Here is an 18,572-nt window from a genome sequence, read left to right as displayed (position 1 = left end):
GCGATGTCGCCGATCCTACCCCAGCCGATGGCCGACGGATTGCGGGCACGCGCCGTGCATGAGTTGCGGCCGTGCATTTCCTTTCCCGTGATCGCACCCGCTTCGGGCCCGCCCGGACCCGTCGCCGCCGATGGCCCTGGCTGGTGGCGCTCGGCGTGGCGGCGTTCCTCTGGCTGCTGCAGGATCCCCGCACGCTCGACGTGCGCAGTCCGGTGGCGGCAAGCGACCCCGACTTCCCCGACTACGTGGCATCCCTGATTGGCGCGCCGGTGACCACCGGGGAGTCCTTCGACGTCCTCGAGAACGGCGACGCCATCTTCCCGGCGATGCTCGACGCCATCGCGAGCGCCAAGCGACGGATCAGCTTCGAGAGCTTCATCTACGCCGACGGACAGGTCAGCTCGAGGTTCACGCAGGCGTTCGTCGCGGCGGCGCTGCGCGGCGTCGAGGTGCGTATCGTGCTCGACGGCTACGGCTCGAGCGACCTGCCCGCCGAGTCGGTCCGCATGCTCGAGGCGGCCGGCGCCCGCGTCGTGTGGTTCAACAAACTGCGCGCCTGGTCGCTCGACCGCGTGAACTACCGCACGCATCGCAAGGTGCTCGTCGTCGACGGCAGCGTCGCGTTCACGGGCGGCGTGGGCCTGGCCGACCACTGGCAGGGCGATTCGCAGGACCCGGATCACTGGCGTGACATGCAGATCCGGGTGCGCGGCCCGGCCGTGCGGGCCCTCGAGGCCTCGTTCTACGAGAACTGGATCGAGTCGGGCGGCGCCGAAGCACCACGACTCGATCCCGAACCTGCCGAGCGGCCAGATCCCACGCCGGCCCGCACCCTGGTGGCCTGGAGCAACTTCTCCGGCGGCGCCAGCAACGTGAAGCTGCTGTACCTGCTGTCGATCGCAGGGGCGCGCCGGACGATCGACATCCAGTCGCCGTACGTGGTGCTCGACAGCACGCTGCAGCAGGCGCTGGCCCGGGCCAGGAGCCGGGGCGTACGCGTGCGCGTGCTCACCGACGGCGAGCACACCGACGCGGGCCCGGTGAAGGCGGCAAGCCGCGCCGACTACGACACGCTGCTGGCGCAGGGCGTCCGTATCGCCGAGTTCGCCCCGACGATGATGCACGTCAAGGCGATGACCATCGACGACGTGTGGTCGGTGGTCGGCACGGCCAACCTCGACAACCGATCACTCGAGCTCAACGACGAACTCGTGGTCGCCGTGCAGGATGCCGGACTCGCCGGGCGCCTCCACGCCTCGTTCGAACGGGACCTCGGCCGCAGCACGATGCTCGACCTCGCCACCTGGCGACGGCGCGGGCTCTGGCGCCGCGCGCAGGAACAGTTCTGGAGCCTGTTCGCCGAGCTCTTCTGAAAGGGTGGTCGGCCCTTTGCAATCACCAGCATCGACAGCCGGCAGGCTTCCACCGTTGGGGGCGCTGCTGGGAGGACCTGAGCACACCCGGTAGGCACAAACGCTCCGGGATGTTTGGAAATGCTACGGAGGACGTGATGCGGCGCAACACATGGATGGGCACGGCGGTGGTGCTGGGACTGGTGCTGGTCGCGGGCGCGGGCTGCCGCAACACTCGCGAAGGCATGGAGCGCGACGCGGAGCACGCGGCAGAGAAGGCGGATCAGGCCGCAGACCGATCGGCAGCAGCCGCGCGCGAGGCAGGACGTGACGTGTCGCAGGCTGCCGACCAGGCTGCCGACGCGACGCGCGAGGCCGCCCGCGAGACCGCCGATGCGACGCGCGAGGCCGCGCGGGAGACGGCACGCGCGACCCGGGAGGGGATGCAGGAAGCCGGCGAGGCGACGCGCGAAGGGGCGGCGCGGGCGGGCGAGATGGCGCGCGAGGGAGCGGCAGCCACGGCCGGCGCGGCACGCGAGGCCGGCCGTGAGGCGCGCGAGAGCGCCGCGTCGGCGGCGCGCACCGGCGACGCCGCACAGCAGACCGCGCAGATCAAGAGCGCGCTGATGGCCGACACGACGATCGACGCCAGCGACATCGACGTCGACACCGAGGCCAGCACGCGGACGGTCATCCTCCGCGGCCGCGTGCGCACGGCAGCCGAGAAGGCGCGCGCCGCACGCATCGCCGCCGATAAGGCACCCAGCTACCGGGTGACCAACAACCTGCAGGTCGGCCGGTAACAGCCGCCATCGGACGGGGCGCGTTCCAGCCGCCCCGTCCTCCGGCGGCACACTCGCATGCGACGCGCGACCACGGCGCTGCGCCACGCCACGCGTTGGCCCGAGCCCCCGGACACCCCGGCTCCGGCGATTCCCGATCGCCTCCTCCGCCCCTTCGGCGACGTGCGGAAGGGCGAGGGCGCGGCGACCGGGCTGCTGCTGTGCACGCTGTTCCTCATCCTCTGCGGGTACTACGTGTGCAAGACCGTGCGCGAACCGCTGATCCTCGCCACCGGCGGCGCGGAAGTGAAGGCCTACGCATCGGCGCTGCAGGCGGTGGTGCTGATGGCTGCCGTGCCCGCCTACAGCCGGCTCGCGGCCCGCGTCTCGCGGCGGACGCTCGTGGTCGCGCTCACCCTCTTCTTCGTCGTCAACCTCGAGATCTTCTGGCTGCTCGGCACGATGGGCACGCCGATGCTCGGCGTCGCCTTCTTCGTGTGGGTCGGCGTGTTCAACAACGCCGTCGTGGCGCAGTTCTGGTCGTTCGCCAACGACCTGCACACGCCCGAGCGCGGCGCCCGGCTGTTCCCGGTGATCGCGGCCGGCGCGACGCTCGGCAGCCCGATCGGCGCGTGGACCGCCGGGCGCCTGTTCGAGGCCGGCGTGCCGGCCCTGTCGCTGCTGCACCTGGCGGCGGCGCTGCTCCTGCTCTCGCTCGGCGGCTACCTGGCCGTGGATGCCGGCCGCGGCGGCACGACGCGCCCGGCCAGCGACGCGCCCGACGGGACGCCCCGCGACGGGTTCGCACGCCTGGCCCGTGACCCGTACCTGCGGCTGGTCTGCCTCCTCCTGCTGCTGCTGAACGTCGTCAACACGACGGGCGAGTACATCCTCGGGCGCGCGGTGCTCGCTGCCGTGGAGGTCGATCCCGCGTGCGCCGCTGGCGCGTCGCGCGAGGCCTGCATCGGGCGGTTCTTCGGCGACTACTACTTCTGGGTCAACGTGGTGACGGTCGCCATCCAGAGCCTGCTCGTCTCGCGTGTCGTGCGCGTCGCCGGCATCGCGGGCGTGCTGCTCGCCCTGCCGATGATGTCGCTGTTGACTTACGGACTCGTGTTCGCTGGCGCCGGCTTCCCGGTGTTCCGCTGGATGAAGACGCTGGAGAACGCCACCGACTACTCGGCGATGAACACGGGACGGCAGATGCTGTGGCTGCCGACCACCCGCGCCGACAAGTACGCCGCCAAGCAGGGCGCCGACACGTTCGTGGTGCGCGCCGGCGACGTGCTCGCCGCCGGCCTCGTGCTCGCGGGCACGACCTGGATGTCGTTGGACCGCCAGGGCTTCGCTGGCGCCCTGCTGGTGGTGGTGGCGGCCTGGTCCGGCGTCGCCTGGCTGCTGGTCAGGGAATATCGTCGCCGGACACGAGCGGCCGAAACGGCCAACTCCCGCTCGCACGCCGCCGACGCGCCAGCCCTCTGAAAGTCCTGAGGATCCTAAGGGTTGCCAGGATCAGTCGCGTCAGAATCACACGACGCGCGCCTAAACTCTGCCATAATCGCCGCCTCCCACATCCGGGCGGCGCGCCGACGTCGGCGTGACCGTCGCGACGTGCACTCCCCCACCGGAGCGGCTCATGCCTTTTCCCGGCGCCTCCTTCCCCGGGCGCATCGAAGTACTCTGCGTGCTGCTGCTGGCAGTCGCGACGCCTGCCACCGCACAACTGCCGCGCGCCAGCGCCAACGACCATCGCACCATCGCCGGACGCATGGTCGACGGCGAACTCCGCGTCTCGCTCGAGGCAGTGAAGGCCGAATGGCGGCCACGCGGCGAGGACGGCCCGGTCCTGACCGCGGCGGCCTTTGCCGAGCCGGGCGGCGTGCCCATGGCGCCTGGCCCGATGATCCGCGTCCCTGCCGGCACGCCCGTGCACGTCACGCTCCGCAACACCCTCGACCATCCGATCACCATTCGCGGGCTCGGCGATCGCTCCGGCCCCCCCGTCGACGGGGCGCCCCCGGGGCCGGCCTTCCTGCGCGGCACCTTCATCCGCCTCGCGCCCGGCGAGAGCCGTGAGGTCCAGTTCACGCCCACCGAGGCGCTGACGTCGTTCTACACGGCGAGCGTCCAGGGCCCGCCCGCCGGGCGGCCGAACGGCGCCGTGCTCGACGGCGTCTTCATCGTCGATCCTGCTGGCACGCCTCCCCCGAGCGATGAGCGCGTGTTCGTGATCTCGTCCTCCGGAAGCGAGGGCGGCCCCTCCGGCAAGATCGTGGTGAACGGCCTGTCCTGGCCCTTCACCGAGCGACTCACCTACACGGTCGGTGACACGGTCCGCTGGCGCGTCGTCAACCTGTCGGGCATCTACCACCCGATGCACCTGCACGGCTTCTACTTCAACGTCGACGCCCGCGGCGACGGTGGCAGCGAGACGGTCTACGCCCAGGCCGACAGACCGTTGGTCGTGACCGATCTCATGCCGGCGTCGTTCTCCACGATGCGCATGACGTGGTCGCCGTCCGAACAGGGCAACTGGCTGTTCCATTGCCACCTGATCCGGCACATGGGCGAGCCGCAGCTGTTCGAGAAGGATCGCGCGGCCAAGGCGGCGGCCGGGCACGCCCACGCCAGCCATGACATGGCCGGACTGGTCCTGGGGATCACGGTCCGCCCGCGGCCGGGCGACGTGGTGGCCGAGCCCGCGCCGGCGCGCCGCCTGGACGTCTGGACCAGCACGCGCGCAGGCGTGTTCCGCGAAGGCCCCGAGCATGCGTTCCAGCTCCAGGATGGCGCGGTGCCGGCGGCAGACGCGCCGCGCGGCAGCGGCACCACGCTGGTGCTGCGCCAGGGCGAGCCCACGCAGATCGTCGTGCACAACCGGCTGCCGTTCCCGCTCTCGATGCACTGGCACGGGCTCGAATTGCGCAGCGTGTACGACGGCGTCGGCGACTGGAGCGGCACGCCGGAGTCCCCACGCGCGCCGATCGCGCCGGGAGACTCGCGGGCGGTGCTGATCACGCCGCCCCGTGCGGGCACGTTCATGTACCACACGCACGGCGAACCCGGGCACGAGCTGTCGCAAGGCCTGTACGGCGGGTTCCTCGTGCTCGGCCCGAACGAGACGTTCGACCCGGTGCGCGATCGCCTGTTCCTGCTGGCGTCGCGTGGCGCGGTGAGGAACGCCCCGCCCGCCATCAACGGCCAGGAGCACCTGCCGCCGCAACGCTTCGCTCCGGGACAGAGCGTGCGCCTGCGGTTCGCCCACATCAGCGAAGACGAGGTCAAGACCGTGCGGCTGCTGCAGGCCGGCAAGGAAGTGCAGTGGCGCGCCCGCGCCAAGGACGGCGCCGACCTGCCCGCCCACCAGCGCGTGGACGAGACGGCGAAGTTCGACCTGGGCGTCGGCGAAACGCGCGACGTGGAGTGGACGCCCACGCAATCCGGCGTGTACGTCCTCGAGGTGCGCACGGAGTTCTACCCCGAGTGGGGCGGCGCACAGGTCCAGCGCGTCGCCTTCGCCGTGGGCGACGTGACCGACGCCGCGATGACAACCGCCGTCCGCGGCACCGAGCTGCCCGTGGTGGACCTCGATGCCGCCGCGCGCGAGCGCTACCTGGGCCTGTTCCGGGGAGCCGCCCGGGCAGGAGCCTCCGCGCCGGACCAGGCACGGGTCTTCCTCAATGACGGCCAGTTGTTCGTGGACGAGTCGCCGGATGGGACGCCGAAACCCGACATCCGCTACCTCGTGCCGCTCGGGGCCCACACGTTCGCGTACGGGCGCTTCGAGGACGGCGTGATCGTCGAGGCAGACCAGGCGCGTCGCGCGCGATTCGTCGAGACCGCCGGGGCCATCACGGCGATGGAGATCTCGGAAGGCAACACCGTCGTCGGCCGCCTCGACCATGTGCCGGACGTCGTGGTGCCTGCAGACGACCTCGACCGCCTGGCCGGCGCATGGGCGCCACCGGGTGGGACCTTCGCCCTCGTCAGCACGGAACGGCAGGGTGAGGCCCTGACACTCGTCTTCCCCAATGGTCGACGCCGCCCCCTGATCCCCGCCGGGGCGACACGGTTCCTCGCACCCTCGTTCCAACCCGGCGCGGTCGTGGAGTTCGAGGTCGATGCCACGGGAGCGGTGGCCATCTCGTTCCGGTCGCCGGGAGCGCCCCCGTTCAAGATGGTGCGCAAACCATAGACGCGCCCCCCGGGGCTGCGGGCCGCCAGCGCATCACGCACGATTGCGCGGGGCGGCCGACCCTTTTCCCCTCGCCAACTGGAGCTCCATGGCTGTGCCTGACGTTTCCTTCAACGGTCGCTTCGCAGTGCTCGGCCTGCTCCTCCTGCTGTGGGCGGCGCCGGCCGGCGCGCAGCTGCCGCGCGCCAGCGCCAACGACCATCGCACTGTCGCCGGACGCATGGTCGACGCCGGCGCCACACCCTGATTCCGCGACTGCCACCCGCTTCCTCGCGCCCTCCGTTGATCCGCAAACCGTAGGGGTGCCCGGCGGCGCGGTGGAGTTCGAGGTCGACGGCACCGGCGCGGTGGGCCTCTCGCTACGCTGGCCGGGGATCCCGCCGATACGGATGGTGCGCAGGCCGTAGACGGGCGCTGGCCCGGCTCACGTGGGCGGTCGAGTGGGCCGCCCCTCGCTCGCGCGCAAGCGCCGCCCCAGTGCCCTGAGATTGGCCAGCGCGAACGCCGGGTTGTCGGCCAGGGCATCGAGGTAGTCCTCGGGCGTGACCGACAGCGTGCGGCATGGCTCGTCGACGATGACCGACTCGTCGTCGACGACGCCGAGCAGGGCGAGGAGGCCGACCGCCGCGCCGGGGCCATGCTCGGTCGCACCATCCGCCTCGCGGCCGACGCGGACACGCCCGGAGAGCACCACCCACAGGCGCACGTCGGGCGCCCCGGGCTCGAGCAGGACATCACCGGGCGCGTGCGAGCCCTCTTCCATCCGCGCGGCCAGTTCGGCGAGCGCGTCGCTCGGGACGTCGTGGAACAGGTCGACCTCCAGCAGCAGCGCCGCCTTCTCCACGGTGGTGAGCGACGGGCGGGCGTCGGTGGTCACAGGCGCCCCATCGCCCAGGCGAGCGCCTCGGCGTGGACGGGGTCACGGGCGTCGACGGCTTGCAGGGCCGGCGCAAGCGCGCGGTCGCGCCGTGCGCCGCAGGCGTGGGCGGCGATGGCGGCAATCCACGGATCCTCGTCACGCAGCAGTTCGAGCAGCAGCGCGTCGAGCGCCATCGGGTCGTCGTCGGGCGGGGTGACCAGCACCGGAAGCACCTGCTCGCGGTGCTCGGGCGTCAGGGTGGCCTCGAGGTACTCGACCGCGAAGGCAGCGATGCGCGGGTCGTCGCTGGCCAGGCCGCGGTGCGCGCGCAGCATCTCGCGCGCTGGATAGAGGAGCGCCAGGCGGCGGAACACGCGCTCGCGCGCCTGGTGCGCTGCCTCGCCGACGGCCCGCGCGAGCAACTGCCACTCCGGACCGGATCCGCTCGCCGCCGTCGCGCGATGCCGGCGGCGGCGCTCGAAGTCCCGCACGTCGACAGACAACGCCTCGCGCGCCGCGGCCGGGTCGACAGGCACGTCGAGCCCTCGCTTGCGCGCCGCATCCAGCCCCCGCAGCGCCAGCCCGCGCAGGGCGCGCGGAGCGTCCTCGGGGACGCGCGTGAGCTGCGCCAACGCGGCAGGCGAGGCGATGCGCGCGAGCACCTGCGCGAGGTCGCGCCTGACGCGGGCCGGCACGCGGTCGTCGACCAGCGCGTCGCCGAGGCTACCGGCAACGGCATCGCCGAGGGTCACGAGCGTGTCGCGCACCAGCATCCGCGTGGCGCCCGAGAGGTGGCCGAGCAGTACCGGGACCGCCGCGCGATCGACCGCCGCGGTCACCTCGGCGCAGGCGGCCGCGGCGCGCGCCGGGTCGCCGGTCGTCAGCGCCGCCGAGAGCGCGGCCTGGGCGCCGGTCCACGAGGTGCCGTTGGTCCGCGCCGGCCGGGCAGGCATCAGCACCCGACGCGCCCGCAACCGCACGTGCCGCGAGCCGTGCGTGACCAGCGGCCGTGCCACGTGCCTGGCGCGCTCCGGATCGATCGCCGCGAGCTCGTCGAGGGCGAAGGTGACGTGGCGGGAGTCGGGGCTCCTGAGCAGCGCGACGAGTTCCGACACCGTGACGCCGCGATCGACGTGCGCCGGCGTGTCGGCGCGGCCCGGCCTGAGCAGTTGATCCAGCGACAGCGACAGCGCCGGACCGTAGGCGCGGCCGAGCCAGCCGACGTGCACGAGCCACGCCCCGGCCGAGATCCCCACGGCCAGCGCGAGATGCCAGCCATCGGCGCGCCCGCTGGCCGCCAGGCCGACGAGCACGAGCGAGGCGAGCACTTCACCACCACGGGTCAGGAAGCCTTCGGCGGCGTGCTTCATCACGACGCGTGCCTGTCCCTGGAACGGCAGGAAGAAGAACTCGTGCGCGGTACGCCCCAGCGAGATGCGCGCCGCGTGCTCCCACAGGCGCGTCCCCGCCGCCGGCCAGGGCGCGGCCGGCCAGGCAGCGCCCGCCACGGCGCCCGCCAGCACACCCGACGGAAGGACGAAGGCGACCAACCGTGCCCCCGAGCGCGCCAGCAACAGCGGCGTGGCCAGCTGCGCCACCAGCGCCAGCGCGCCGACGGCGACGTTGTACACGCCGAGCCAGGTGCCGAGCGCCGACGCATCGGTGGACTGTTGCTGGAGCGCCCGCTTGAACTGGTAGTCGACGAGCCCGCCCGTCAGGGCCCCGAGGACCACGACGAACGCGAGCAGCCGCGCATAGCCGGCTTCACGCAGCAGCGTGCGCGCGCGCAGCGCCGTGGCATCGACGCGGGCCGCCGCGGCAGGCGTGGCGCCCTGCCAGCCCATCGCGATGGTGCCGGCACCGAGGTGCGCGAGCACGGTCAGCCCGACGAGGTCGCCAAGGCCGGCGCGGCTGGCCATGACGCTCGCAAGGAGGCCGGCGACGATGCCGCCGACGATCCCCGCTGCGCCGATCCAGCCGATGTGTTGACGCGCCTGCCGAGGATCGAGTCGGGCCTGCACCAGCACCCAGAACTGCGCGACCAGGACCGGACCGTAGGCGCCGACCCACACGTAGAGGACGAGCGCGCTCCATGCCTCGCTCCGCCGCAGCAGCCACTCCCACGCCACCAGCGACAGCCCTGTCGCCACCGCCAGTCGGACGAAGGCCCGCGCCGGATCCTGACGAGCCATCCAGGCGACCAACGGCGACGCGAGGACGGTGACGGCCAGGATGAGCACGGTGAGCCACGGCACCCACTCCACCGCCACCCGACTGAGCAGGGCTCCGTCGCGCGCGATGCGCGCCCAGGTGAAAGCGGCGATCACGAGGCCGTGCAGGACGGCGAGCGACACGCTCGATGCGTGCATCAAACGATGATAGGGGCGCGCCGCGCAAACGAAGCTCGACAGGCGTCGGCGCCCGTCGCTTGCCTCGCCGCTTACCGGATGTGCCGGTACATGAGGTCGACGAGTTCGTCGTAGGCGCGGGCGTCGGCGCCCTGCGCGCTGCGCTCCGCGCACCGGCGGAGGTGCTGGCGCAGCACTTCGCGGCCGACGGCCCGCAGCGCCTCCTGAGCCGATGCCACCTGCGTGAGCACCTCGGCGCAGGGCCGCTCCTCCTCGATCATCCGCTGCAGCCCGCGGACCTGCCCCTCGATACGCCGCAGCCGGGCGAGCATGCGCGCACGGGCGTCGGGCGAGGACGATGAAGACGACTCCATGGACACCTCAGCGGATGCGCGCCTGCCGCAGGCGCAGGCTGTTGCTGACGACGCTGACGGAACTGAACGCCATGGCGGCGCTCGCGATGACCGGGCTCAACAGCAGTCCCGTGGCCGGGTAGAGCACGCCGGCCGCGACCGGGATGCCGATGACGTTGTAGACGAAGGCCCAGAACAGGTTCTGGCGCATCGTCTGCAACGTGCGCCGCGAGAGGGTGATGACTTGCGCGACGCCCGCCACGTCGCCACGCACGAGCGTCACGTCGCTGGCCGCCATCGCCACGTCCGTCCCCGTGCCCATCGCGATGCCGACGTCGGCCCGGGCCAGCGCCGGACCGTCGTTGATGCCGTCGCCCACCATCGCCACGACCTCGCCGGCCTGCTGACGACGGCCGATCTCGGCGACCTTGCCCTCGGGCAGGACGCCCGCGACGACCTCGGTGATCCCTGCGGCCGCCCCGATGGCCGTGGCAGTGGCCGGCGTGTCGCCGCTGAGCAGCACCACGCGGATGCCGAGTTCGCGCAGCCGGCGCACCGCCTCGGGCGCACCAGGCTTGAGGGGATCGGCCACGCCCAGCGCGCCGGCAGCCGTGCCGTCGATTGCCACCAGCACGATGGAGGCGCCCTGCGCGGCCCACTCGCCCGCGGCCTGCCGGAGGTCGCCGACGTCGATGCCGAGTTCATCGAGCAGGCGCGCGCTGCCCACGACGACGTCCCGGCCGTTCACGGTCGCCTGCGCGCCACGCCCCGCATGGGCGCGGAACGCCGTGGCCGCGGCCGGCGACTCGACGCCGCGCGTCGCCGCGTGCGCGACGATCGCGCTGGCGAGCGGATGCTCCGATGCGCGTTCGACCGACGCGACGAGGCCGAGGGCCTGCGTCGCGTCGATGCCCGCCAGCCAGCGCTCGTGGGCCACCACCGGCCGCCCCTCGGTGAGCGTGCCCGTCTTGTCGAAGACGACGGTGGTGATCTCGCCGGTGCGCTGCAAGGCATCGCCACCCTTGACGAGGATGCCGAGTTCGGCGCCCTTGCCGGTGGCGACCATCACTGCGGTCGGCACGGCGAGGCCCATCGCGCAGGGGCACGCGATGATCAGCACGGTCACGGCCGCTGCGAAGCCACGGACCACCGCGCCCTCGCCGCCGAGCAGACCCCACGCGAGCAGCGTCAGGGCCGCCAGGCCCATCACCACCGGCACGAACACGGCGCTGATGCGATCGGCCAGGTCCTGGATCGGCGCGCGCGTCGCCTGCGCGTCGCGCATCAGCCTGACGATCTGCGCCAGCACGCTCGAGGCCCCCAGCGTGGTCGCCCGGAACACGAGGCTCCCGGTGCCGTTGACCGTTCCGCCGATCACGACGTCCCCCGCCTGCTTGTAGACGGGCACCGACTCGCCGGTCAGCATCGATTCGTCGACGCTGCTCGTGCCGTCCTCGACGCGCCCGTCGACCGGCAGTCGCTCGCCGGGACGCACGCGCACCAGGTCGCCGCTCGCGACCGCCTCCACCGGCACGTCCTGCTCCACGCCGTCACGCACCACCCGGGCAGTGCGGGGCTGCAGGCCGACGAGCGCCCGCAGCGCGCCCGAGGTGCGCCGCTTGGCGCGGGCTTCGAAGGCCCGCCCCGTCAGGATCAGCGCGATGATCAGGATCACCGCCTCGAAGTACACGTCGGGCATCAACCCACGTCGCACGAAGAGGCCCGGCGCCATCGTCGCGACCAGCGAGTAGAGGAACGCCGCGCCCGTGCCCACGGCGACCAGCGTGTTCATGTCGGCGCCGCCGTGCCGGCCCGTGCGCCAGGCCCGGACGTAGAAGTGGCGGCCGGCCCAGCCCATCACCCCGGCCGTCATCAGGAGCAGGGCCCACGCCAGCGCACGCCTGTCGATCGCATACAGCCACGGAGCGATCGACTCCAACGCGGGGTGCAAGGTGGTCATGACCCAGCGCATGAGCGGGTCGGTGATCGTCGAGGGGGAGTGCCCCGGCGCGGCGCCAGCCGCCGGCGCCATGAGCGGCATCGACGCGGTCATCGCCACGACGCCGGCGGCAGCGCTGACGAGGGCCTTGAGGCGGAGGTCACGGTACTCGGCCTCGTCGGCGGCGTCGCGCGCCTCCTGCTCGGCGACGAGGTCGACCACGGGCGCCTCGAGCCGCGCCTCGTAGCCGGTTCGCTGGATGGCCGCGACGAGCGCCTCGGGCGCGACCTTCGTGCTGTCGAAGCGCACCGACGCCCGGTGCGCGAGCAGGTTCACGCTGGCCTCGGCCACGCCCGGCACGCGCGTCAGCGCGCGCTGCACGCGCGCCTGGCACGCCGCGCACGTCATCCCCTCGACGGGAATCTGCACGGACGAGAGCGCCGCGAGCGGCGTCGGGGCCCCGGAAGGTGTGGTGGTCATCGCAGGCCGCTGGCGCGGCGGTTCAGGCGGGGTCGGCCGCCGCGAGCGTGAAGCCGGCCTCGTCGATCGCCTGCGCGATCTGCTCCTGGGTGACGACGTGGTCGTCGGCGTCGATGACCGCCCGGCCCACGGTCACGTCGCGGACCTGCACGCCCGGCAGGTCCTGGAGCGCCATCGTGACGGCCTTGACGCAGTGGCCACAGGACATGCCGTCGATCTTCAGAGCCGTGGTCGCCATCGTTCGCTCTCCCGGGAAGTGGGCCGGGGGTTCAGGGCCGCTGCTCGACGAGGTGGCGCGATACCCCCGGTGGGTATCACCTGGCCAGTATAGCGCGTCGTTCCCTGCCATACTGGCCGTCCGGTGCTCGTCGCGACGGCCTCCCTCGAAGAACTGACCTGTTTCCTGCGCGTCCGCGGGTGGATTCCAGCCACGGCCACGGTGGTCGACCGCACCCGCCTCGGCGGCGGCCGGACCGCAACCACGGTCCGCATCACCACGAGCGAGGGGACGACCCGCATCCTGCGGCAGCCCGGCGCCGGGACGCGAGACGAGGGCAGGCACTCGGCCTCGCCTGCGGACCGGCTGGCCGTCGAGGGCGAGTTCTACCGCCTCGTGCAGCCGTGGCCCGCCGTGGCCGAGCGCATGCCCACCTGCCTCGGCGTCGATCGCAGCGACCATGTCATCGCCCTCGAGGACCTCGGCGGGTCTGCGCCCCTGATGGGCCTGTACGACGGCGAGCCCCTGTCGGCGACCGACGCCGACGACCTGGCCGGGTACCTGGTGGCGCTGCACGGCGTGCCCGGCAGCGAGGACGAACTGGGGGCGCTGCGCTCCGACGGCGTGCGCCTGGCACGCCACGCCGAGCGGTTCGAGGAGCCCTTCGCCGCGGCGCGCGTCGACGCGCTGGCGACCCGCGTACCGCGGCTGGTTCGGCTGGTCGACGCGCTGCGAACCGACGTACACGTGCGGGCGACGATGCGCGACCTCGGCGGGCGGTTCCTCGAGGGCACCGGCACCCTGCTGCACGGCGACTTCCGTCCGGCGCGCTGGATGCCGGCCCCCGGCGGCATCCGGGTGCTCGCGCCCGGCCTGGCCACCGCCGGCCCCGCGTCGCTGGACGTCGGGTTCTTCGTGGCGCACCTGCTGCTGGCTGGCCAGTCGCACGCGACCGTGTCGGGTGCGCTTCACCGCTACCGGCGGGGCGCGACGCTCGACCTGGTGGAGGTGAGCGCGTGCGCCGGCCTCGAGATCATCCGTGGCAGGCTGGGCGCCGACCCCGTGCCTGGCGAGCCGGCGCCGCACCGCGTGGAAGCCGAAGTGGAGTACGCGAGGCAGTTGCTGCGGGGGAGCACGACCGTGGAGGCGCCGCTGTGACCGCCACCCGCAGGGGAGTCGTCGCGCTGGCGCTGTGCGCCCTCGCGGCTGCCGCGGGCTGCCGACGCGGTCCCGCACCGCTGACCGACGGCCGGATCGCCGCCTGGCTCGACGTCAGCCCGGCGCTCGGTGACCCGGCCCGCGATCCCGGCGACGCACTGGCGATGCTGCAGGCGTACGGGTCGGGGCGTCTCGCGATCCGCGGCGTGTCGGTGACGTTCGGCAACGCGCCCCTCGTGCGCGGCTACCCGGCGGCCCAGGAACTGTTGCCGCGCCTCGACCAAACGCTGCTGCGTGCCTGGCGCGGCCCCTCGCGGCCGGAGGAACGCCAGGCCCCGACGGAGGCGACCGAACTGCTCGAGGAGGCGCTCGATCGTGAGCCGATGACGGTGATCGCCGTCGGACCGGTGACGACGCTCGCCTCGGTGCTGATCCGCTCGCCGCTGCTGGCCCGTCGGCTCGAGCGCGTGATCATCGTCGCGGGTCAGGCGGCTCCCGACGATCCTTCGATGCCCTTGCCGGCCGATCCCAACGTGCTCGCCGACGATGGCAGCCTGCGGGTGCTGCTCGATGCCGAGGTGCCGGTCACGCTGGTGCCGGCCGATTCGCGGACGGGGCTCGGGTTCGGCGCGGCCGACATCGACGCGCTCGACGCGGCGCCGGGCCCGGTCCGGATGGTGACGTCCTCGGCGCGGGCGTGGCTCACGGCCGTGACCGCGCGCGCCGGTGGCACGACGTTCCCCGTGCCCGCGCTGCTGGCGGTGGACATCGCCGCGCATCCCGGGGAAGTGCGCTGCGAAGCCGCGGTGGCCACACTCGCGCGCGACGAGCGCGGCGTGTCGCACCTGTGGGTGTCGACGGGCACCGAGGGCCGCAAGGTCACCTGGTGCCACACCGCCGACGCCGGCGCGAAAGCGCGCATCCTGGCCGACATCGGCAAGCTGAAGCCCGTGAAATAGCGTGCAGGTGCACCGTCGCGCAAGCGCGACGGCGACACCGGGCTCAGTGCGCGTTGATGAGCACGTCGAGCGGCGTGCGCTTCAGCCCCTGATCGATCTTCGTCGTCTCGCGCCGCGCTTCCGGCGCGGCCGCCACGGGTGGCGCCGAGCAGCGGCCGGTGCGCATCACCGTGAGCGCCTCGGCCAGCGAGGCCTCGGCCGGATCCCCGAGCTGGTGGTCCGCGTCGTCGGGCGCCTGGCAATCGGCCGGGATGCCGCCGAAGTAGTCGCCCTCGCCGCGCGCGTTCTTCACCGAGAACGACACCGGGAACAGCGCCTTGTCGCAGAACTCGACGGTGTACTGCCCCACCGGCTTGCCGTAGGTCGCCGTCCCCACCGTCACGACCGGGATGAAGGGGCGCAGCGAGTTGATGATCGACTCGCTGGCCGATGCCGTCGCGTCGCTGGTGATCACCACGAGCCGCTGCAGGTTCAGGGCGTTGGGCCTGGCCTCGAAGTCCAGGTTCCGGTTGTAGGAGGTGTTGCGCGCGTTGTGCACGTACTGCACGAAGATCTGTCCCTCGGTGCGCGAGCCGCCGATCAGGCTGCCGAGGTGCTGCGCAATCGTCACGAGCCCGCCGCCGTTGTAGCGCAGGTCGAGCACCAGTTCGGTGGCGCCGACGTCGCGGAGCGCGTTGAACGCCGAGTCGAGGGCGTCGCGCGACGGCGTCACGAAATTGCGGAACAGCATGTAGCCGATGCGCTTGCCGTCGACGTCGACCACCGAGAGTTCGGACACCGTGGGGATGGTGACGGGCCGCTTGGTCATCTCGCTGTCCACGACGCTGCCGTCCGGGCGCTCGTAGCGGAACGTGATGCGGTAGCCCTCGGTGGACGGGCCGAGCGCCTGTCCGAGCTGGTTGGTCGCCGCGAGGGCGGCGACGCTCTGGCCGCTGATGGTGGTGATGCGGTCGCCTCGACGCATGCCGGTCTCGGCCGCCGGGCTGTCCGGGAACACCTGGAGGATCCGCAGCCCGAGGCCGTCGTACGCATTGCCGAAGCCGAAGCCGACGAACTGGCTCTCCGAGTAGAACGCGTTGCTGGCGGCGCGCGAGGTGACGTAGCTGAAATACGAATCGAGCGGCCTGTAGCGGACGGCCTCGAGCAGGGCCTCGGGTGAGCCGAACGAGGCTGGGTTGACCGTGGGCAGTTCGGTGTCCCACAGGTAGATGTCGCGCATCACGTCGTAGACGTAGCGGTTCTGGCTCGACGTGCTGCAGTTGGCCAGGTTCTGCGCGACGACCGACGAGGCCGGCAGCAAGACGGCGACCAGGGCCGCGGCTGCAGCACGAGCGAAGCGACGCATGCGGACTTCCTCCAGCAGGGCGCCGTAACGTCGGAGCGCCAGCCGTTCGAAGGTAGCACGCCGCGTATCATGCGGCCCATGACTTCCCTGTGGCTCGTGGCGCTCGGCGGCGCGCTCGGCGCCGTGGCGCGCGCGGTGCTTTCGACGACGATCGCGGCGCGCTGGCCGGGCCCCTTGCCGATGGGCACCATCGTCGTGAACGTCGCGGGCTGCTTCGTGCTGGGCCTGCTGACCGGGTACGTGGCCTCGCGCCCGCACCTCGCGCCCGGCCTGCGCACGTTCGGCGCAGTGGGCGTGCTCGGCGCCTTCACGACGTTCTCCACGTTCGAGAACGAGACGCTGGCGCTGCTGCAGGGCGGACACGTGCCGGCGGCCCTCGGCAACGTCGGAATCAGCCTCGTCGCGGGCCTGCTGGCCGTGTGGGTCGGCCAGGCGCTCGGGCGCCTGTTCTGAACACGGCCTTCGTCAATCGGCCGTCGGACGGGTCGCCCAAGGGCGACGCCTACCCCTGGCTTTGGCCTTGGCCCTGAGCCCTGAGCCGTAAGCGGTCAGCCCTACCGCTTCAGCCACGCGCGGACCGCCGTCGTCATCGACTCACGGGCGACCCGCGTGATGATCGGCCGCGACACCAGGCCGAGGCCGAACGGCACGGGGCGGCTCAGGGTGATCGACTCGCAGGTCACGATCACGCCGTCGCCGGTCGCCGTGAACCGCCAGATCGACTGCATGCGCCACAGGAAGCCGCGGCTTTCGCTCAACGGGACGCGCCGTTCCTTCGGCGTGCCGGCGTCGTGGAGTTCCTCGATGCGCGTCGACACGCTCACGCTCTCGACCCGGTCCGGATCGACCTCTCGATGACGCACCCGGTGCCACGTGTCGTACGTGGCGGTCACCAGCATCGAGCGCGTCAGCCGCAGGTACACGTCGTGGCCCTGCTCCGACCAGTTGGACACCTTGAGTGCCAGCACGTCGCGCGGGGTCGGGTGGCGCTCGGGATGACGCAGGCGCTCGGCGATCGCCGCGATCGTCGCACCGCGCAGCAACACGCTGCCCTGCCAGTGTTCCAGCGTCGCGTCGTCGACGTCGATGCCGCGCAGGGTGCGGCCCGTGACGTGCACCTCGCCACGGCGCAGTGCCGCCAGCACCGCCGTGCCCCGCGGGTCGTCGTCGGTCGCCCAGGCCGGGACGCCGCGCGACAGGTCGGCCTCGCGGGCCCTCGACAGGGCGGCAGCGTAGCGCTCCCACGATTGCAGCGCCGCTGGTGAGGGGGCATCGGCGCGCGCGGCGACGGGCAGGGCGAGCAGCATGGCCAGTGCGAAGAACGTCACCGGCATCCGCCTCGCGCCGGCAACGGACGCCGCGGCGACGCGGCGGCCTGCGCCGGCGCGGAACACGAAGCGGTCAGCCAGCCAGTAGTTCAGCACCGCGCAGAGCCCCACGGCGACGACTTGCGCAGCAATCGGTGACAGCACGTTCGAGAGCGCCGCCACCGTGCCCACGCCCACCACCAGCGACGTGCCGCCGGCGCCGAGGTGGGCGCGCGTGAAGGAGGTGATCCACGCCACGCTGGACGCCCGGTCCTTCCAGGCCCACCGCCGATGCCATGCGTGGTTGTGGATGATCGCGGCCTCGATCGCCAGCAGCGTGGCCAGCAGCGGGGCAACGCCGGAGGCCAGCAACAGCGTCGCCGCCGTCATCTGCACCGCGAAGCCGAGCCCGCCGACGGCGACGAATCGCGACAGGCGGGTGGTCGAGTCCGACCGTCGCTGCCGGCCTCGGCCGGGAGTCGGCGATGGACCGGGGACAGCATGGAGGATCACCGGCGCACCTGCTCCTCTCGTGCGAGCTGGCGCGCGATCCTGATCGCCGATGCGACGAAGGCGGTGGCGATGCCGAGCGCCGCGATGAGGCCGCCAACGTCGAACAGCGGCACCCGGCCGACGAGCGGCACCGCCACCGTCGGACGCCCGACGAGCGCGATCGCGCCGGCAGCGAGGACGATGCGCAGTTCCGTCGGGCCGAAGCCGAAGGAGGCCAGGCGGAACACGTGCGTGACGTGCGTGGCGAGGAACACCTCGGCCATCGCCGCGACGTAGGCCACCAGCAGCGAGAGCGCGATCACCGGCTGCATCGCGCCCGACAGGGCCAGCCCCGAGAACAGCGCCACGGCCCCGAAGATGTCCACCACGTGATCCACGTAGTAACCGTAGCGCGGGCGCTGCTCGTCGCGGACGCGGGCGACGGTGCCGTCGAGGCTGTCGCCGAACCAGTTGAGGGCGAGCAGGACGGGCACGAGGTACAGGAGGCGAGGCTCGACCGACGAGGCCGCGAAGGCGGCGCCGACGCCGAGCATCGAGAGCAGGCCGAGGCCGGTGAGGTGGTCGGGGCCGATCGCCCGCGGGAGCCGCCGGGCGATCGCCACCAGGATGCGCTTCTCGAGCGAGGCGAGCGCGCTGTCGTTCTGGCGCGCATGCGCGGCGGTCGGCGCGGGAGCGGCCTGCGGTGCGACGGGGGCGACGGGGACGGCAGTGGCGGTGACGGACATGATCCCTCCTGCCCCCGAATGTGCAGGCGCGCGGCAAACA

General features: G+C 72.7%; 16 protein-coding genes. 8 read left to right on the top strand and 8 right to left on the bottom strand.

What is annotated here, in order from left to right; genetic code table 11:
- Positions 1 to 71 precede the first annotated feature (71 nt).
- The 5 genes from TBR22_RS05785 (at position 72) to TBR22_RS05765 (ending at position 6,576) form a co-directional block, all read left to right on the top strand.
- The gene (locus TBR22_RS05785; protein ID WP_239492012.1) at positions 72 to 1,373 is read left to right on the top strand and encodes a phosphatidylserine/phosphatidylglycerophosphate/cardiolipin synthase family protein; all 1,302 of its coding nucleotides are present in this window, start codon (positions 72 to 74) and stop codon (positions 1,371 to 1,373) included.
- Between the two features lie 137 nt (positions 1,374 to 1,510).
- Positions 1,511 to 2,155 (top strand): BON domain-containing protein, encoded by a 645-nt coding sequence (locus TBR22_RS05780; RefSeq protein WP_239492011.1) that lies wholly within the window; start codon positions 1,511 to 1,513, stop codon positions 2,153 to 2,155.
- Positions 2,156 to 2,212: 57 nt separating this feature from the next.
- The gene (locus tag TBR22_RS05775; protein ID WP_239492010.1) at positions 2,213 to 3,616 is read left to right on the top strand and encodes an NTP/NDP exchange transporter; all 1,404 of its coding nucleotides are present in this window, start codon (positions 2,213 to 2,215) and stop codon (positions 3,614 to 3,616) included.
- 154 nt (positions 3,617 to 3,770) lie between these two features.
- Positions 3,771 to 6,329 carry a multicopper oxidase domain-containing protein gene (locus TBR22_RS05770; protein WP_239492009.1) on the top strand — a complete coding sequence of 853 codons (2,559 nt, stop codon included), beginning with the start codon at positions 3,771 to 3,773 and terminating at the stop codon, positions 6,327 to 6,329.
- An 88-nt stretch (positions 6,330 to 6,417) separates the two neighbouring features.
- Positions 6,418 to 6,576, top strand: coding sequence for a hypothetical protein (locus TBR22_RS05765; protein WP_239492008.1), 159 nt, complete (start codon positions 6,418 to 6,420; stop codon positions 6,574 to 6,576).
- 177 nt (positions 6,577 to 6,753) lie between these two features.
- On the opposite strand, the gene TBR22_RS05760 is transcribed toward TBR22_RS05765, so the two are convergent.
- The 5 genes from TBR22_RS05760 to TBR22_RS05740 form a co-directional block, all read right to left on the bottom strand.
- Positions 6,754 to 7,206 (bottom strand): Crp/Fnr family transcriptional regulator, encoded by a 453-nt coding sequence (locus TBR22_RS05760; protein ID WP_239492007.1) that lies wholly within the window; start codon positions 7,204 to 7,206, stop codon positions 6,754 to 6,756.
- Entirely contained in the window at positions 7,203 to 9,557 is a 2,355-nt protein-coding gene (locus TBR22_RS05755; protein ID WP_239492006.1) for a hypothetical protein, read from the bottom strand. The genes TBR22_RS05760 and TBR22_RS05755 overlap by 4 nt, the downstream gene beginning before the upstream one ends.
- Before the next feature lie 71 nt (positions 9,558 to 9,628).
- A complete protein-coding gene (locus TBR22_RS05750; protein ID WP_239492005.1) occupies positions 9,629 to 9,910 on the bottom strand; it encodes a metal-sensitive transcriptional regulator in 282 nt (93 codons plus the stop codon).
- Positions 9,911 to 9,917: 7 nt separating this feature from the next.
- Positions 9,918 to 12,308, bottom strand: a complete 2,391-nt coding sequence (locus TBR22_RS05745; RefSeq protein WP_239492004.1) for a heavy metal translocating P-type ATPase — start codon at positions 12,306 to 12,308, stop codon at positions 9,918 to 9,920.
- A gap of 22 nt (positions 12,309 to 12,330) precedes the next feature.
- Positions 12,331 to 12,546, bottom strand: coding sequence for a heavy-metal-associated domain-containing protein (locus TBR22_RS05740; RefSeq protein WP_239492003.1), 216 nt, complete (start codon positions 12,544 to 12,546; stop codon positions 12,331 to 12,333).
- Positions 12,547 to 12,669: 123 nt separating this feature from the next.
- On the opposite strand from TBR22_RS05740, the gene TBR22_RS05735 reads away from it, so the two are divergent.
- Positions 12,670 to 13,683, top strand: a complete 1,014-nt coding sequence (locus tag TBR22_RS05735; RefSeq protein ID WP_239492002.1) for a phosphotransferase family protein — start codon at positions 12,670 to 12,672, stop codon at positions 13,681 to 13,683.
- On the top strand, positions 13,680 to 14,642 hold the full coding sequence (locus tag TBR22_RS05730) for a nucleoside hydrolase (protein WP_239492001.1): 963 nt from the start codon (positions 13,680 to 13,682) through the stop codon (positions 14,640 to 14,642). The genes TBR22_RS05735 and TBR22_RS05730 overlap by 4 nt, the downstream gene beginning before the upstream one ends.
- Before the next feature lie 43 nt (positions 14,643 to 14,685).
- Here the strand turns inward: TBR22_RS05730 and TBR22_RS05725 are convergent, their stop codons facing one another.
- Positions 14,686 to 15,987 (bottom strand): S41 family peptidase, encoded by a 1,302-nt coding sequence (locus TBR22_RS05725; RefSeq protein WP_239492000.1) that lies wholly within the window; start codon positions 15,985 to 15,987, stop codon positions 14,686 to 14,688.
- Between the two features lie 78 nt (positions 15,988 to 16,065).
- Here TBR22_RS05725 and crcB point away from each other — a divergent pair, with 78 nt between their 5' ends.
- On the top strand, positions 16,066 to 16,440 hold the full coding sequence (gene crcB / locus TBR22_RS05720) for a fluoride efflux transporter CrcB (RefSeq protein ID WP_239491999.1): 375 nt from the start codon (positions 16,066 to 16,068) through the stop codon (positions 16,438 to 16,440).
- Between the two features lie 101 nt (positions 16,441 to 16,541).
- Here the strand turns inward: crcB and TBR22_RS05715 are convergent, their stop codons facing one another.
- Entirely contained in the window at positions 16,542 to 17,807 is a 1,266-nt protein-coding gene (locus tag TBR22_RS05715) for a GtrA family protein (RefSeq protein ID WP_239491998.1), read from the bottom strand.
- Positions 17,804 to 18,532 carry a CDP-alcohol phosphatidyltransferase family protein gene (locus TBR22_RS05710; RefSeq protein ID WP_239491997.1) on the bottom strand — a complete coding sequence of 243 codons (729 nt, stop codon included), beginning with the start codon at positions 18,530 to 18,532 and terminating at the stop codon, positions 17,804 to 17,806. The genes TBR22_RS05715 and TBR22_RS05710 overlap by 4 nt, the downstream gene beginning before the upstream one ends.
- Positions 18,533 to 18,572 lie beyond the last annotated feature (40 nt).

Source organism: Luteitalea sp. TBR-22 (genome assembly GCF_016865485.1).
GTDB lineage: Bacteria > Acidobacteriota > Vicinamibacteria > Vicinamibacterales > Vicinamibacteraceae > Luteitalea.
The sequence above is the reverse complement of the archived record's forward strand: the minus strand, read 5'-3'. Positions and strand labels throughout refer to the sequence as shown.